13 protein-coding genes are annotated in these 15,734 nt (G+C 72.4%); 9 read left to right on the forward strand and 4 right to left on the reverse strand.

Features of this window, described 5'->3' with window-relative positions; all coding sequences use genetic code 11:
* Positions 1 to 24: 24 nt before the first annotated feature.
* On the reverse strand, positions 25 to 954 hold the full coding sequence (locus OG430_RS39810) for an LLM class F420-dependent oxidoreductase (RefSeq protein WP_327357528.1): 930 nt from the start codon (positions 952 to 954) through the stop codon (positions 25 to 27).
* A 113-nt stretch (positions 955 to 1,067) separates the two neighbouring features.
* Positions 1,068 to 1,769, reverse strand: coding sequence for a DUF5995 family protein (locus tag OG430_RS39815; RefSeq protein ID WP_327357529.1), 702 nt, complete (start codon positions 1,767 to 1,769; stop codon positions 1,068 to 1,070).
* 213 nt (positions 1,770 to 1,982) lie between these two features.
* On the opposite strand from OG430_RS39815, the gene OG430_RS39820 reads away from it, so the two are divergent.
* The 8 genes from OG430_RS39820 (at position 1,983) to OG430_RS39855 (ending at position 11,914) form a co-directional block, all read left to right on the forward strand.
* Positions 1,983 to 3,101, forward strand: coding sequence for a glycoside hydrolase family 6 protein (locus OG430_RS39820; RefSeq protein WP_327359434.1), 1,119 nt, complete (start codon positions 1,983 to 1,985; stop codon positions 3,099 to 3,101).
* Positions 3,102 to 3,262: 161 nt separating this feature from the next.
* Positions 3,263 to 4,648: a uracil-xanthine permease family protein gene (locus OG430_RS39825; protein WP_327357530.1), complete on the forward strand. Its 1,386-nt coding sequence runs from the start codon at positions 3,263 to 3,265 to the stop codon at positions 4,646 to 4,648.
* Positions 4,649 to 5,157: 509 nt separating this feature from the next.
* Positions 5,158 to 5,787, forward strand: coding sequence for a class I SAM-dependent methyltransferase (locus tag OG430_RS39830; RefSeq protein WP_327357531.1), 630 nt, complete (start codon positions 5,158 to 5,160; stop codon positions 5,785 to 5,787).
* Entirely contained in the window at positions 5,784 to 7,322 is a 1,539-nt protein-coding gene (locus OG430_RS39835) for a class I adenylate-forming enzyme family protein (RefSeq protein WP_327357532.1), read from the forward strand. The genes OG430_RS39830 and OG430_RS39835 overlap by 4 nt, the downstream gene beginning before the upstream one ends.
* Positions 7,322 to 8,215 carry an alpha/beta fold hydrolase gene (locus tag OG430_RS39840; protein WP_327357533.1) on the forward strand — a complete coding sequence of 298 codons (894 nt, stop codon included), beginning with the start codon at positions 7,322 to 7,324 and terminating at the stop codon, positions 8,213 to 8,215. Before OG430_RS39835 ends, OG430_RS39840 begins: the two co-directional genes overlap by 1 nt.
* Before the next feature lie 8 nt (positions 8,216 to 8,223).
* Positions 8,224 to 9,225, forward strand: coding sequence for an ATP-grasp domain-containing protein (locus OG430_RS39845; RefSeq protein ID WP_327357534.1), 1,002 nt, complete (start codon positions 8,224 to 8,226; stop codon positions 9,223 to 9,225).
* Positions 9,225 to 10,397: an AMP-binding protein gene (locus OG430_RS39850; protein ID WP_327357535.1), complete on the forward strand. Its 1,173-nt coding sequence runs from the start codon at positions 9,225 to 9,227 to the stop codon at positions 10,395 to 10,397. The genes OG430_RS39845 and OG430_RS39850 overlap by 1 nt, the downstream gene beginning before the upstream one ends.
* Positions 10,394 to 11,914: a DHA2 family efflux MFS transporter permease subunit gene (locus OG430_RS39855; protein ID WP_327357536.1), complete on the forward strand. Its 1,521-nt coding sequence runs from the start codon at positions 10,394 to 10,396 to the stop codon at positions 11,912 to 11,914. Before OG430_RS39850 ends, OG430_RS39855 begins: the two co-directional genes overlap by 4 nt.
* A gap of 293 nt (positions 11,915 to 12,207) precedes the next feature.
* On the opposite strand, the gene OG430_RS39860 is transcribed toward OG430_RS39855, so the two are convergent.
* Positions 12,208 to 13,422, reverse strand: a complete 1,215-nt coding sequence (locus OG430_RS39860) for an MFS transporter (RefSeq protein WP_327357537.1) — start codon at positions 13,420 to 13,422, stop codon at positions 12,208 to 12,210.
* A 152-nt stretch (positions 13,423 to 13,574) separates the two neighbouring features.
* Between OG430_RS39860 and OG430_RS39865 the strand changes: the two genes are divergently transcribed.
* Positions 13,575 to 14,831 carry an ROK family transcriptional regulator gene (locus tag OG430_RS39865; RefSeq protein WP_327357538.1) on the forward strand — a complete coding sequence of 419 codons (1,257 nt, stop codon included), beginning with the start codon at positions 13,575 to 13,577 and terminating at the stop codon, positions 14,829 to 14,831.
* 13 nt (positions 14,832 to 14,844) lie between these two features.
* Here OG430_RS39865 and OG430_RS39870 read toward each other — a convergent pair whose 3' ends face one another.
* Positions 14,845 to 15,603 (reverse strand): SDR family oxidoreductase, encoded by a 759-nt coding sequence (locus OG430_RS39870; RefSeq protein ID WP_327357539.1) that lies wholly within the window; start codon positions 15,601 to 15,603, stop codon positions 14,845 to 14,847.
* Between the last annotated feature and the right edge of the window lie 131 nt (positions 15,604 to 15,734).

Here is a 15,734-nt window from a genome sequence, read left to right on the forward strand (position 1 = left end):
CCGTCGGTCAGGGGTGGCCGGGGGTCAGATCCCGGCCGCCCGCACCGCCGAGAACACCGCGGCGGCGACGTCCTTCAGCTCCTGGGCGTCCCGCGCCTGGCCCTGCAGATCGAAGAAGTACTCGCCCGGCACCCGCTCGGCGTGCGCCGCCAGGTCCTGAGCCAGCTGCTCGGCGCTGCCCTGGAAGGGCTGGCGGTCGCCGCCGTCGTACGGCTTCTCGGTGTACCGCGCGTTGATCCGTACGCTGACCTCGATGGGCCGTGTACGACCGCGCTCGGCGGCCAGCTGCTGCAGTCCGGACCAGCCCTGCGCGAGCTGCTCGGCGCCCATCGCCCCGGGCATCCAGCCGTCCGCCCGGTCCACCAGGCGGCGGGCCGCGCGCGGGCTGTTCGCGGGGAGCAGCACCGGGATCGGGCGGGCCGGCTTGGGGCCGACCTCGGAGGGCGCGATCGTGGTCAACCTGCCTTCGTACGAGACCGGGTCCGGGCCCCAGACCGCCTGGCAGACGTCCAGCACCTCGTCGAGGACGGCGCCGCGCTCGGCGAACGGCGTCGGCGACTGGGCCGCGTACTCGTCGAGCGACCAGCCGCTGCCGAGCCCCGCCACCACCCGCCCGTGGCTCGCCGCGTCCAGGGTGGCCAGCGAGCGGGCCAGCTCGAACGGGACGTGCAGCGGGGCGACGAGCACGCTCGTGCCGAGCCGGACCCGCTCGGTCGCGGCGGCGGCCAGCGTCAGGGACACCAGCGGCTCGGCCACCGAGCGGTACTGCTCCGGCCAGGGCAGGCCCTCGATGCCGTACAGGCCCTGGGTCGCGGGCGTCGGGAAGAGCACGCGCTCGAAGACCCACACGCTTTCGTAGCCGATGTCCTCGGCGGCCCGTGCGATCGCGGGGATGTCGCGGCCGATGTCGTACTGCTTCATCTGGGGGAGGGAAAGTCCGAGCTTGATCGCCATACGTGGCCTCCTGGGGTGGTCCGGTTCCGGACGGGTGCGGGCACCAACTGGCCTACAGCCAAGGCGAAGCGGACGCCCGACGCCAGGGGCGGGTGGTGTGCCAGGGGCTCCGCTCAGCGCCAGGGCGTCAGCAGGCACCGTCCGACCAGGCCGACCCCCGCGTCCATCCGCTCCCTGAACTCCTCGGCGAGCTCAGGAAGTTCCCGCAGCCCCCACAGGACCCGCGCCGCCGACCAGGCCGCGTCCCGGGCCCGCTCCAGGCTCCACGAGCCGAGCAGATGGGTCAGGGGATCGGCGACCTGCAACAGGTCGGGGCCCGGCATCAGATCTTCGCGGATGCGCTCCTCCAGCGAAACGAGGAGATCGCCCACGCGGTCGAACTCGCCCTCAAGCTCGACGGGTTCGCAGCCGAGCGTACGACACGTGTCCACGACGGCCAGGGCGAGATCGTGCCCGATGTGCGCATTGATGCCCGCCAGCGCGAACTGCAGCGGGCGTACGCCGGGATGGCGCCGGTACTGGAACACCGGGCGCCAGCAGGCGGCGGGCCGGCGCCCGCTCGCCGCCGCGTCGACCGCGGACAGATAACGCTCGGCGAACCGGACGTCCAGCGCGGCGGCCGCTCTGACGTCCCGGAACGCGCCGCCGTCCAGGGAGCGGTCGACCTCTTCGGTGACGGTCAGATAGACCTGGTTGAAGACGGCCACACCATCCGTCCGCGGCCAGCTCGCGCCGAGCGCGCGCATCCGCGCGAGCACCGTGTCGACCTCGTACGTGCTGACCGTGCTGCCTGCGAGCTGCCCCGACTGCGCCATGCACGCAGCGTCCCAGGCCTAGCCTTGCACGGGGTCCGCCGGGCCGGGAGCTTCCCCGAAACGGGGGAACGGTCGGGCAGGGGTACCGCAGTTGACAGCATCCGTGGGGGGAAGCGCACCGTGTCAGGCTTACGCGCGCAGCGTCGTGCCGAGCGTCGTGCCGAGCGTCGCGCCGAGCGCCGCGAGCGCAGGCGGACGGCCGTCAGGCACGCCATGGCCGCGGCCGCGTCGGTCGTGGTCGCGGTGGGGACGACGGCCGGCATGGTGTCGGCCGTACAGGGCGGCAACGAGCACGGCGAGGCGGCGCCCAAGGAATCGCAGTCGCCGACCATGAACCCGCTGCCCGCGGTGCCCACAGCGTCCCCCTCGCCCGCACCCTCGCCGTCGCAGACCACCAAGTCGCCCTCGCCCAAGGCCTCTTCGAAGGAGCCGGAGAGCAAGCCGACGAAGACGGGCGCGCCGCCGGTGAGCACCTCGCTGTACCGGCACACCGACTCCCAGGTGCTCGACTGGGTCCGCGCCAACCGCGACGATCCGCGCCGCCCGCTCATCGAGCAGCGCATCGCGGAGCGGCCCGCCGCCGTGTGGTTCGCCGACTACGAACCGGACACGATCACCTCGCGGGTACGCGCGGTCACTTCGGCCGCGGGCACGCGGGTCCCCGTGCTCGTGGCGTACGCGATACCCGGCCGGGACTGCGGCGGGGCCTCCGAGGGAGGCGCGCCCGACCTGGCGGCGTACGACGGCTGGATCGACAGGTTCGCGGCGGGCCTCGGCTCCCGCGAGGTGATCGTGATCCTCGAACCGGACTCGATAGCCCAGTCCGACTGCCTCTCGGCCGGCGACCGCGCCGACCGCTTCGCCTCGCTGGCCCGCGCGGGACGCGCCCTGAAGTCCGCGAACCCGCGGGCGAAGGTGTACTACGACGCCGGACACTCGGGCTGGAACCCGGCCGCCACCCAGGCATCGGCGCTGCGCAAGGCCGGGGCGGCGTCGGCGAGTTCGTCGGACGGGATCTTCACCAACGTCTCCAACTTCCACCGCACCGGCGACGAGGTGGCGTACTCCCGCGCGGTGCTCACCGCCCTCGGCGGCCCCTCCGGCCTGGGCGCAGTGATCGACACCAGCCGCAACGGCAACGGCGCCCCGGCAGCCGGCGAGTGGTGCGACCCGGACGGCCGCAAGATCGGCCGCCCGCCGACGCTGCGTACCGGCGAGGCGCGCATCGACGCCTACCTGTGGGTGAAGCTGCCCGGCGAGTCCGACGGCTGCAAGGGCGCCCCGGGGACTTTCACGCCGGGCTACGCCTATGACTTGGTGACCGGGGGCTGAGCCCTCTCGCGAGGGGCGTGGGCAGCGGCCCGGCCCCCCACTCGCCTGCCGGAATCATTCATTCACTCGGCCCCTCTGGGCTCGGTTTGTGCCCGAAGTGGTGATCGACTTTAATCACCTGGCCCTGCGGCGTGCAGGGCGAGGGTGATCGGAGAGTGGACATGGCCGGCTTCGGGTGGAAGCTGCACGGAGATGGCAAGCACCTGGCGCCGGGCGAGGTCGTCAAGCCGGACGAGCGGCTGACCTGGGGGCGCACGGCCGGCCTCGGCGCGCAGCACGTCGTCTCGATGATCGGCGCGTGCTTCGTCGCTCCGGTGCTGATGGGCCTGGACCCGAACCTCGCGCTCATGGCCTCGGGTGTCGCCACCATCCTGTTCCTGCTGATGACGCGGGGCCGCATTCCGAGCTATCTCGGCTCCTCGCTCTCGTTCGTCGGTGTCGCGGCGGTCATCGCAGGTCAGGGCGGGGACGCGGGCACGCTGACCGGCGCCCTGCTCGTCGTCGGAGCGGCCCTCGCGGTCTGCGGCATCATCATCCAGATCGTCGGCGGCAAGGTCATCCACGCGGTACTGCCGCCTGCGGTGACCGGCGCGGTGGTGATGCTGATCGGCTTCAACCTCGCCCCTGTCACGGCGGGCACGTACTGGCCGCAGGACCAGTGGACGGCGCTGGCCACGATGTTCTTCACCGGGCTTGCCCTGGTGGTGCTGCGCGGGTTCTGGGCGCGTGTCGCGATCTTCCTGGGTCTTGTCTTCGGGTACGTCCTGTCGTGGGTCCTCGACCGCACGGCGGGGAAGATCCACTCGGCTGACGGCTCGGGCAAGGTGACGGACCACTGGCGCATCGACTTCAGCGGTGTCGCCAAGGCCGACTGGATCGGCTTCCCGAGCTTCCACGCCCCGAACTTCTCGGCCTCGGCGATCCTCGTGGCGCTGCCCGTGCTCGTGGCGCTGATCGCGGAGAACGCCGGCCATGTGAAGGCCGTGGGCGAGATGACCGGCGAGGTCCTCGACGACAAGATGGGCACGGCCATCGCCGCCGACGGAACCGCCACGATGCTCTCCACCGCCGTCGGCGGACCGGCGACCACCACGTATGCCGAGAACATCGGCGTCATGGCGGCGACCCGTGTGTACTCGACGGCGGCCTACTGGGCCGCGGCGTGCTTCGCGTTGCTGTTCGGCCTGTGCCCGAAGATCGGCGCACTGGTCGCGGCGATCCCCGGCGGCGTGCTCGGGGGCATCACCGTGATCCTTTACGGCATGATCGGCCTGCTCGGCGCCCAGATCTGGGTCCGGAACAAGGTGGACTTCACCCAGCCGCTCAATCTGGTTCCGGCCGCGGCGGGAGTCATCATCGGCATCGGTGGCGTGTCGCTGAAGTTCAGCGACAACTTCGAGCTGAGCGGCATCGCCCTGGGCACCCTGATCGTGGTCACCGGCTATCACGCCCTGCGCTGGCTCTCGAAGGCCGCCGGCACCCATCAGTCGCCCCTCCTCGACGGCGGCACCAGCGAGTACGACAACGACGTCCGCGCTTCGGGCTGAGGATCCTGCGCCCCGAGGGGAGGCAGTGGGGGCGTTCAAGGCACATTCAAGTGGCTCACATGGGGTGCGCGCCAGACTTCTGATTGTCCATGCGCGCGGTACCCGTTGGCATTCCGCCTGGCCGTCGCAGCACCGGATGACCTGGCCAGGATCTACCGGGCTCGTGCCGCGCGACGAGGTGATCGAGGGCGTGGCGGCGCCCGCGCGTGCTGGAAGGCTCCGGCCATTACGCCGTCATGGGCCGGGAGTTCGCCGCCGCACCGGCCGAGGTGGTGGCCGAGCGGATCGCTGCGGGGTCGGTGGACGAAAGACCGTGACGAATCTTTCAGCTGACGATGCGGAGCCACGACATGACCACTGGGACCAGCACCATGGGGACCGGCACGCCTGAGACCGGCGCGACTGGGACCGGGACAGTTGCGACTGGCGAAACTGGGACCGGCACAACTGGGACCGGCACAACTGGGGCCGGCACAGCGGAAATCTGGAATGCCGAGACGTTCGACGCGATGCGGCGCAACCTGATTCCGTCGTTCGACCTGATCTACGACAGCGCCGTGCACGCGGTCGTCGGCACCGTGCCCGCCCGAGCCCGCATTCTCGACCTGGGCGCCGGCACCGGACTGCTCGGCGGTGCGGTCCTGCGCCGCCTTCCCCAGGCCGAACTGACCCTCCTCGACCACTCGCCGGTGATGCTGGAGAAGGCACACCAGAGATTCGCCGGAAACGACCGGGTCACCTCGCTGGTCGCCGACCTGCTCGACCCGCTGCCCGAGGGCCCGTTCCACGCCGTGGTCTCCGGCCTGGCCATCCACCACCTCGAACACGTGGCGAAGCAGGACCTGTTCCGGCGCATCCGCGAAGTCCTGGTGCCCGGCGGGATCTTCGTCAACGTCGAGCAGCTGGCCGGGCCGGACGACGCCGTCGAGGCGATCTACGACCAGCTGCACGAGGCGCACGTCCTGCGGTCCGAGTGCCCCGCCCACGAATGGGCCGCGGGCCGGGAGCGGATGAAGCTCGACATCTGTGCCGACCTGGAGGCCCAGTTGGCGTGGCTGCGCCAGGCCGGATTCGCCCAGGTCGACTGTCTGGCCAAGGACTGGCGGTTCGGGACCTACGCGGCCTGGGCCGCCGCATGAGCGCCGAACTGTACGACGGCGTACGGGAGATTGCGCGGCAGCGGTCCGAAGTGTGCGCGATCCAGGACGTGGACGGCACCCCGGTCGGCTACGGCGAGCTCATCGTGCTCGCCGACCGGCTGGCCGGCGCGCTCGACGCCCGCGGGGTGCGCGCGGGGGACGCGGTGGCCTTCGCGCTGCCCAACAGCGCCTGCTACGTGGCGCTGATCCTCGCGGTCGCCCGGCTGCGCGCGCGGTACGTACCGTTGATGCGGGACTTCAGCGAGGAGGAGTCGGCCCGCGCGGTGCGCCAGGCCGAGCCGGTCCTGCTCGTCGCGGAACGCCCCCATCACGTACCGGAAGGGTCGCTTCCCGTGGTGGGCCTTGACGAGCTATGCCGCGCGGATGCCGGGCGGCGGCTCGCGCAGGGCGATGCGCCGGGGAGCATGACGGTCGACGCACCCGGCAGCGGCACGGCGGCCTCCGCCTCCTCCGCCTCGCAGGAGAGCGAACGCACTGCTGTCTTCCGGCTGTTGTGGACCTCCGGCTCCACCGGCTTCCCCAAGATGATGGCCTGGCGCCAGGACAAGTTCGTCACCGAACGGCGCCGCTGGCTCGCCGACACCGGCATGACCGCCGCCGACGTCTACTACTGCCGCCACCCCCTGGACGTCGCCCACGCCACGGACCTGCATGTCTTCGCCGCGCTGCTGAGCGGGGCACGCCTGGTCCTCGCCGACCCCGAGGCGCCGCCCGCCGCACACCTGGCGCGGCTGGCCGCCGAGCGGGTCACCGTGATGAGCGCGCTGCCCGCGCACTACACCCAGCTGATCGCGACCGCCCGCGCACACGGCCGGGTGGATCTCTCCGCGCTGCGCCGGCCGCTGTGCGGCGGCGCCTACCTCGGCCCCGCCACCGTGCGGGAGGCGGACGACGTCCTCGGGATCCGTATCCGCCAGATCTACGGATCCACCGAATTCGGCCTTGCCCTGGGCAACATGGCGGACGAGGTGCAGACCCGCCTCGCCATGACCGCGGTGCGCGAGGTCGGCGCACGCATCGAGCCGCTGACCGAACAGAGCTCGGAAACAGGCGAGTTGGTGCTGCGCTCCGACTGCACCAGCGAGGGCTATCCACACGTCCCGGGGGCACAGGCCCGCACGTTCCGCGACGGGGAGTTCTGGACCGGCGATGTCGCGGAGCGGCTGCCGGGCGGCGCGTTCCGGATACTCGGCCGGGTCGACGAGGCCCTCGCCGGCCCGAAGGGCCCGGTGTTGGCCCCGGCCGTGGACGCGGAGATCGCCGAGGCCTGCCCGGGGACGGAGGCGGCCACGCTGCCCGTCGAGCCCGGCGCCTACCTCAACCGCGTGGTGCTCGCCCTGTGCCCCGGACCGGAAGCCGATCCGGAGACGGTCCTCAAGGCGGCCCGGGACGTACTCGCCGAGCACGGACTGGACGCGACGATGCACCTGGTCGACGCGATACCGCACACCCCCGTGGGCAAGATCGACAAGCCGCAGTTGCGCGCGCGGTTCGCACTGGCGGGGGCCCGTTGATGCACTACGAACGCCACGGCGAGGGGCCCGCCGTACTGATGATTCCGGGCCTCGGGGCCACCGCTGCCTTCTTCGACCGGGCGGTCGCCGACCTGAGCCGTGACCACACCGTCGTCACCGTGGACCTGCCCGGCCACGGCCGCACCCCGCGCGGCAGGGGAGAGCCCACCCTGCAGAGCGCCGCCGTACAGCTGCGCGGGGTGATTCATGGCCTCGGCCTCGATCAACTCACACTGGTGGGCTGGTCGTTGGGGGCCACCCTCGCCTGGACCTACCTGGAGCGGTTCGGCGCGGACGGGGTCCGGCGCCTGGTCTCCGTCGACCAGTCGCCCCGGCTGATCGACGAAGACGGGTGGGAGTACGCGGCTTTCGGTTCCCTGGACCGCAAGGGCGGCCAGGACCTGGTGGCCTCGGCCATCCAGGATCCCGCCGGATTCCTGACGAACCTGATCCACGGCTCCTTCGCCACCGGCAGTGAGCCCGCCCCCGGACTCGTCGCCGAACTCCTCGCCCACAGCGCCTCCTGCGACCCGGCGGCACTGCGCAGTCTGCTCGCGGACGCGCTCGCCCAGGACTGGCGGGAGCGGGTCGGGGCGCTCACCCTGCCGACCCTGCTCGTGCACGGCGGCCGGAGCGCGGTCTACCCGCCCGAGGTCGGCGCCTGGCTGGCCGAGGCGTTCCCGGTGGCCCGCCTCGAAGTCATCGAGACGGCGGGGCACCTCTGCTTCCTCGAGGAACCCGAGCGGTTCGCCACCGCCATCCGGACATTCGAAGCAAGCCCCGCAAGCCAGTTGAGCCACGAAGACCGCGCGAACCACACGAACCACGCGAGTCATGCGAGCCACCCGAGCCACCCGAGCCACCCGAACCACACGGACGGAAGCGGAAGGTGAAAGCGGCCATGACCGACCCCGCCGGGCACCAGGCCAAGCGGCTGTGCTGGATCTACCCCGACCGCGGCACGCTGCGCCAGCGGACCGCCGAGGACAACGCCGTCTGGACGAAGTACACCGGGATCGCCGCCGACGTCGGCCTGCGCATGTCGCTCCACAAGGCCGAGGCGATCACCGTCGAGGCGATCGGGGACGGGGAGCCGAGGATCTTCCTCGACGGCGAGCGGATCACGCCCGAGGACACCATCCTCGTCACCTCCCTGTGGTCGCTGCCGCACCAGGTCCAGGAGGTCTGCAACCAGCTCTTCGCCTACTCCATCCTGGAACAGGCCGGGTTCTACCTGCCGATCCACCCCAAGTACTCGTACATCACCACCGACAAGATGGCGACGATGCTGTACCTGCGGGACTGCCCGGTACCCCGGGTGCCGACCGTGCGGATAGGCGCCGGCCGGGACGCCCCGAGCGGCCACTGGGCGCCGGCCGTGGCGAACCTGGAGTTCCCGCTCCTGGTGAAGCCCGCCTACTGGGGCATGGGCACGGGCGTCTGCCTTGCGCACAGCATGCACGAGCTGCGCGGGCTCATCGGCCTCGCCGGCGGCGCCGACACCGCGCTTGCCGTCCAGCCCTATCTCGGCGAGGGCGTCGACGACTTCCGGGTGTACGTCATCGACGGCAAGCCGCACACGGTGCTGCGCCGCATCCCCCAGGGCGCCGCGCTCACCGCGAACACGGCCAACGGCGGCACCTTCGACTACGTGCCCGTGCCGCCCGAACTGACCGACGCCCTCGCCTACCTCGCGAAGCAGCTGCCCATGCCCTACTTCGCGGCCGACTTCCTGTGGGACGGAACGCAGTTCTGGCTGTCCGAGGTGGAGCCCGACGGCGCGGTCGGCTACGCCCCGGACGAGGAGGTCGCCAAGATCCAACGCCGGGTGATCGAGGACCGGTTCCGGGCGTACGTCGCCGCGCACGCCCGGTGGGTCGAGCAGCGGGAAAGCGCCGCCTGATGGGCGCGGTCGCAGCCAGGATCGGGCAGTTGGCCTGGGCGGACGTCCTCGCCCAGGCGCAGGGTCTGCAGCACCGGGGCGGTGCGCCGGTGCCGCCGGGTGCCGCCCGGCTCGAGGACCTGCCGGTGACCGGCCCCGCCGAGATCCTGGCCGTCACGCGCGCCGCGGCAAGGGGCAAGGGCGCCGCACTGATGTCCAGCGGGGGCACCACGGGCCGGCCGAAGCTCACCTATGTGCCGTACGGCCAGGCGGTCGGACGACTGCTGACCGAGTGGCGGCCGCTCACCCCCGACCACGTACTGCTCAACCTCTTCAACCCCGGCCGGATGTGGGCCTCCCACTACTACATGCAGACGCTGAGCGAGCGCAGCGACTGCACGGTGATGCCGTCCGGGCCCTTCGCCCCCGAGGACGTGGGGCGCTGGCTGCCGATGTTCGAGGAGGTCGGCCTGAACGCCCTGGCCGGCACCCCGACCGCCCTCGCGGACTTCGCCGAGGGCGTGCTGCGGGCAGGGGCGAGCCTCCCGGTCGACGTGGTGATCTGGATGGCCGAGCCCTGGACCGACGCCAAGCACCACACCATGCTCAAGGCCTTTCCCGATGCCGGGTACTGGGGCAACTACGGCTCGGTGGAGACGTACGTCATGGCCACCGCGACACCGGAGTGCGACTTCGAAGTGCTCCATCTGATGCCCGATCAGGTCCTTGAACTGGAGGACAAGGGCGCCCTGTTGACCAGACGCGGCGACGGCTGGACCGTGCCCGCGGTCCGCTACCGGCTCGGCGACCGGATCGGCCCCGCCGCCTGCCGCTGCGGGCGCCCCGACGCGCTGCGGGTGCTCGGCCGGGCGGACGACTCGGTCAGCCTGCGCAGCGCGCTGTTCAGCGTCGGCGAAGTGCTCGCCCACGCCCGGGAGTTGGCGGGTGTCGAGGAGGCCCAGCTGGTGCTGACCCGGAGCAATGACTCCCTGCGGTCGGCGTCCGCGCTGACTCTGCAGTACGCGGGTGACGCGGACCCCGATGCGGTGCGGGCCCACCTCACCGCGGGGTTCATCCACCTCGCCGCGGTCGACAGCCGCTATCCCGGAGCGATCGGAGCACGCCGCGTGGGACAGGTGGACAGAGTGGACCGCACGAACAAGGTCCCCCCGACGGTGTGGAGAGACGAGTGAGCTCCGCGACGGGTCCGCACGGCCCCCCGACAGCTCCGCAAGGTCCCACGGCGACCTCGCAAGGCCCCCCGGCGCCCGGCGGATGGCGCGGCAACCCCTGGGTCAGCCTGGTGGTCCTCGCGCTGGGGTTCTTCCTGACGATGCTCGACATCTCCATCGTCAACATCGCCGTCCCGGACATCGTCGAGGACTTCGACGCGCCGCTGTCCGATGTGCTCTGGGCGGTCAACTCCTACGTCCTGGTGGTCGCGGTGGTGCTGATCGCCGCGGGACGGCTGGGCGATCTGTACGGGCCCCGGCGGCTCTTCACCGCGGGGATCGCCGTGTTCACCGTGTTCAGCCTGGCCTGCGGCCTGGCGGGCAACCCGGCCGAGCTGATCGCCGCCCGGGCCCTGCAGGGTCTGGGCGCGGGGCTGTTGCTGCCCCAGACCATGGCCATGATCGTGGTGATCTTCCCGGCCGAACGGCGCGGTGCCGCGATGGGCATATGGGGTGCGGTCGGCGGCATCGCCGCCGTCGCCGGACCTTCGCTCGGCGGTCTCCTCGTGACGGCCCGGGGCTGGCAGTGGATCTTCATGGTGAACGTACCCGTGGGTCTCGCCGCGCTCGTCCTGACCCAGCTGGCCGTGCCCGATCCCCGCAACAGCCGACGGCACCGCCTCGACGTCGGAGGCATCGCCCTCGCCTTCGGCGGGCTGTTCTGCCTGACCTTCGCGCTGATGGAGGGGCAGCGCTTCGACTGGGCGCCCTGGATCATCGCCCTGCTGATGCTGTCCGCGGGGATCGCGTACTGGTTCCTGCGGCACGAGCGCCGGCGGCAGGACCAGGAGCCCCTGGTGCCGTTCGCACTGTTCCGCGACCGCGACTACACGGCCATGAACGTGGTCGCTGCCTCGGTCTCGCTCGGCGTCATCGCGCTGATGCTGCTGCTGACCATGTTCTTCCAGTCCGTCCTGGGCTTCTCGGCGCTGGAGGCGGGCCTCGCCCTCGCCCCGGCCGCGGTGATCTCCACCGTCCTCGCCCCGTTCTCCGGGCGGTTCTCGGACCGCTTCGACGGCAAGCACATCCTGCTCGCCGGCTTCGGCCTCACCGCCGCGGGGATGGCCCTGGCCCTTCCGGTGATGGACACGGGCGCCGACTGGTGGGCCTTCGTGCCGCCGCTCGTCGTGATCGGATGCGGCAACGGACTGCTCATCTCCCCGATGGCTACGGTGGCGATGCGCGGGGTGCGACCCCAACTGGCGGGCGCGGCCTCCGGAGTGCTGAGCACCGTCCGACAGTTGGGGGCCGTCCTCGGGGTCGCCGTGGTCGGCCTGTTCCTGCAGAGCAGGCTCCCGGACCCGGCCGACACCGGTGCCGCACTGGCCGGGCACGCGGATTCCGTCCGGGCCGGGATGGCCATCCCGCTCACCGCAGTGGTGATCGGCGCGATCGCCTGCCTGCCCACCCGCCGGACGCGCACGGCGGGCACGGCCAAGCCCGTGGCGGCACCGGCCGCCACGGGCGAAAAGGCTTGACCCGCGGTCGTACGTTGCTGAAAGGGCCGCCCTGGTCAAGGCCGGGCCGGGGCCCTTCTGCCGGAGGTCTGCCAGAAGGGCCCTAGGGCCTGTCTTCAAACTCCCGTCGTCGCCCGAAGGGCGGCCTTGCGGCGTCTGGTGCGTGCTCTCGGCGTGCCGGGTGGAAGGCCCCGTCGACGGACCGGACGTACTTGGGCTTTCGCCCGGTGCGGCGAGAGGGGGTCCCCCCTGCTCGAAGAGCTTGGGGGAGCGTGCCAGGCGTCGCGAGGCAGACGGGAGTTTGAAGACAGGCCCTAGGGCTGCGCCGGGGCCCCCGCCTGGCCGGCCGGTGCCTTCTCGTTCGGCCGGGTGCCTCCCGCCGTACGCAGCACCCCCGCGCACAGCAGCAGTCCGAAGGCCAGCGCGGTCACCAGGCCGAACGAGACCACGAGCGAGGTGGCGTCCGCGATCCCGCCGATCGCCGAGGGTGCGATGAGCCCCGAGGTGTACGTGATCGTCGCGACGCCCGCGATGGCCTGACTGGGATTGGGCCCACTGCGCCCCGCCGCCGCGAAGGCCAGCGGCACCACCACCGCGATGCCGAGCCCGACCAGGCCGAACCCCGCCATCGCGACCACCGGATGCCCGGCGAACACGACAAGCAGCCCGCCCGCCGTGGCCAGGCCCCCGCCCACCCGCACGGTCCGCACCGACCCGAACCGGTCGACCACCTTGTCCCCGGCGAGCCGCGCCACCGCCATGGTCAGCGCGAACGCCGTGGTGGAGGCGGCCGCGACGCCCGGCGAGGTGTCGAGGATGTCCCGCAGATACACGGCCGACCAGTCCAGGCTCGCCCCCTCGGCGAACACCGCACAGAACCCCACCATGCCGATGACCAGGGCCGACTTGGGCGGCAGCGCGAAGCGCGGCGGGGGTTCGGCCTCCGGTTCGCTGTGGATGTCCAGGACGCCCCGGCAGGCGAGCAGGCCGAGCACCGTGAGGACGGCCGAGGCCAGGAGGTGGTGCAGCCGGGCATCGGAGCCCAGGTGCGCGGCGAGCGTGCCGCCCGCCGAGCCGATCAGGGCGCCCACGCTCCACATGCCGTGCAGGCCGGACATGATCGAGCGGCCGAGCCGGTTCTCGACCTCGACCCCGATCGCGTTCATGACGACGTCGGAGGGGCCCGCGGTCGCCCCGTACACGAAGAGCACCGCGCACAGCGTGAGGAGATTGGGGGCCAGCGAGGGCAGCGTGAGCGCCAGCGTCCACAGGGCGAGCAGGCCGCGCAGGGCGCCGCGCGACCCGAAGCGATGGCTGATCGCGCTCGCGAGCGGCATCGCGACCGAGGCGCCGATCGCCGGGAACGCCAGGGCGAGGCCGAGCTGGCCCGCGCTCACCCCCGCGTGGTCCTGGATCCAGGGCACCCGGGTCGCGAAGGATCCGGTCACGGACCCGTGCACACAGAAGACGGCGGCGACGGCAATCCGCGCACGCCTCAACTCCCGTGTCCTGCCTATGACTTCACCCACGAATGCCCTCCCCGGCGGTACGTTCCCAAGCTTCGCAGCGTAAACTATCAGGAACCCTGCCTGATAAATAGTGGGTTGCCGCGACCGGGGCTCGCCGCCCGGCCCGGAGCCCCTGTACCCGGCCCCGCCGCCCGCCTGGAAGGATCCCCGGTATGCCACCCGCATCGCCGAGTACCGCGCGCGCCATCAACGACCGCCTCGCCCTGCGCCTGCTGCAGCGCGAGGGCGCACTGACGGCAGGCCGGCTCAAGGAGCTGACCGGACTCTCCCGGCCCTCGGTCGCCGACCTCGTGGAACGGTTGCAGGACGCGGGACTCATCACGGTCGTCGGGGAGGCGGGGGCGCAGCGGCGCGGGCCCAACGCACGTCTGTACGGGATCGTCGCGGACCGCGCGCACCTCGCCGCCCTCGACGTGCGTACGCACGGGGTCCGGGTCGTCGTCACGGACCTGGTCGGCGCGGTCCTCGCGGAGGACTGGCTGCCCGTCGAGGAGGGCATCGGCGCCGAATCCGCCGACGGGCGGGCCGTGGCGTTCCTGGAGCGCACCGCGCGCGAGGCCGGGGCGGTACGGCTGCACAGCGTCGGGATCGGCGCGCCCGGCCTGATCGACCCCGCCACCGGCGAACTGCGCGACTCCTCCGGACTGCCCGCCTGGCATCGGCGCCTCATCGGCACCCTTCAACAGCGCTTGCCCGCCCGGGTGTTGGTGGAGAACGAGACGAACCTCGCCGCCGTCGCCGAACAGCGCGACGGCGCCGCCCGCGACCGGGAGACCTTCGTCCTGCTCTGGCTCGGCAGCGGGGTCGGCGCGGCGGTCGTCCTCGACGGCAGCCTGCGCCGCGGCGCCTCGGGCGGCACCGGCGAGATCGGCTTCCTGCCGGTGCCGGGCACGGTGGGGCTGCCTTCGGCGACGGGCTGCGAGGGGGGCTTCCACTCGCTGGTCGGCTCGCATGCCATCACCGAACTCGCGGCGGAGCACGGGCTGTTCGCGGCGGGCAAGGAGGGGGAGTTGGGCGCTGCGACTGTTGTACGCGAGGCGGTTGAGGTCATCGAGGCCGGTGAGGTGGCCGAGGCGGGCGCGGGCGACGAAGCCGGTGCGGCCCGTGCGCGCGACGAGGCCGAGGTGAAGGCGCGGGCCGCCTTCCTGGACATCCTGGCCGACCGGCTCGCCCTCGGCGCCGCGTCCGTTGCCGCCGTCCTGGACCCGGGCTGTGTGGTGCTCGGGGGCGAGGTCGGCCGGGCCGGCGGGGCGCCGCTCGCCGCCCGGGTCGAGGCGCGCCTCGCGGCCATGTCGCCGCTGGCCACCGACGTACGGGCGGGCACGCTCGGTGGGGCGGCGGTGCTGCGCGGGGCGCTGCTCGTGGCGCGGGACTCGGCGCAGGACGAGCTGTTCGGCCCGGGGCGCTGACCCGGCCGGCGCGTCAGGCGCCGCTGCCCGCCTTGCTTCCGGCGCGCTCCGCAAGGAACTCCCCGAACGTCCCCTTCCCCACGGCCCGTTCCGGCGTCAGATTCCCGCCCGCCCGGAACCCCGCGTACGTCTTGCCCGCGAGGCGTACGTTCACGATCGGCCGGCGCTTCCCGCCGGCCCGCAGCCGCGCCGCCACCAGGTCCCGGAGCTCGAACACCTCGGGCCCGCCCATGTCGGCCACGCGCCCGGCGGGCTCCGCCTGCGCCAACTCGGCCAGCCGGGCGGCCACTTCATCGGTGGCGATCGGCTGCAGACGTACGCCCGAAGGGACCAGCGCCACCGGCAGCTTCGCCAGCGCCCCCGCCAAGGTGAGCGCCAGATCGTGGAACTGGGTCGTCCGCAGGATCGTGAAGCCGAGCCCCGACTCCTCGAGTCGTCGCTCCACCCGCAGCTTCGCCTTGTAGTAGCCGAGCGGCACGACGTCGACGCCGACGATCGAGATGTACACCAGGTGCCGCACCCCGGCCGTGCGGGCGGCCTCGATCAGATTCCGTACGGCCTTGTCGTCCCCGCCCGTGGGGCTGCTGGCGCAGTGCACGATCACCTCGGCCCCCGCGGTGGCCCGGTCGAGCCCCGCGCCGGTGAGCAGGTCCACGGGGTGGGTGTCCGAGTGCCGGCTCAGCACGCGGACCTCGTGCCCCGCGTCCCGCAGCCGCCGCACCAGCGGCTTGCCGAGGGTTCCGGTGCCACCGGTGACAAGAATCGTGCTCATCGCTGTTCTCCTGGGTCGTTCGCCGGCCTGTCGACAGTCCTGTCACCAGTGAAGACCGGATGAGCCCCGGGAAATGTGACATCCACCGGGAATCCGTTTCCCGCCGGGCCGGGCGGCGAGACCGCCGGGCC

The sequence above is a fragment of the Streptomyces sp. NBC_01304 genome, assembly GCF_035975855.1.
GTDB lineage: Bacteria > Actinomycetota > Actinomycetes > Streptomycetales > Streptomycetaceae > Streptomyces.

Coding starts and splice junctions, on each gene's coding strand:
- OG430_RS39835 (WP_327357532.1), top strand. CDS start 5,784: ATGAGCGCCGAACTGTACGACGGCGTACGGGAGATTGCGCGGCAGCGG.
- OG430_RS39825 (WP_327357530.1), top strand. CDS start 3,263: ATGGCCGGCTTCGGGTGGAAGCTGCACGGAGATGGCAAGCACCTGGCG.
- OG430_RS39840 (WP_327357533.1), top strand. CDS start 7,322: ATGCACTACGAACGCCACGGCGAGGGGCCCGCCGTACTGATGATTCCG.
- OG430_RS39815 (WP_327357529.1), bottom strand. CDS start 1,769: ATGGCGCAGTCGGGGCAGCTCGCAGGCAGCACGGTCAGCACGTACGAG.
- OG430_RS39830 (WP_327357531.1), top strand. CDS start 5,158: ATGCGGCGCAACCTGATTCCGTCGTTCGACCTGATCTACGACAGCGCC.
- OG430_RS39820 (WP_327359434.1), top strand. CDS start 1,983: ATGGCCGCGGCCGCGTCGGTCGTGGTCGCGGTGGGGACGACGGCCGGC.
- OG430_RS39845 (WP_327357534.1), top strand. CDS start 8,224: ATGACCGACCCCGCCGGGCACCAGGCCAAGCGGCTGTGCTGGATCTAC.
- OG430_RS39865 (WP_327357538.1), top strand. CDS start 13,575: ATGCCACCCGCATCGCCGAGTACCGCGCGCGCCATCAACGACCGCCTC.
- OG430_RS39810 (WP_327357528.1), bottom strand. CDS start 954: ATGGCGATCAAGCTCGGACTTTCCCTCCCCCAGATGAAGCAGTACGAC.
- OG430_RS39870 (WP_327357539.1), bottom strand. CDS start 15,603: ATGAGCACGATTCTTGTCACCGGTGGCACCGGAACCCTCGGCAAGCCG.
- OG430_RS39850 (WP_327357535.1), top strand. CDS start 9,225: ATGGGCGCGGTCGCAGCCAGGATCGGGCAGTTGGCCTGGGCGGACGTC.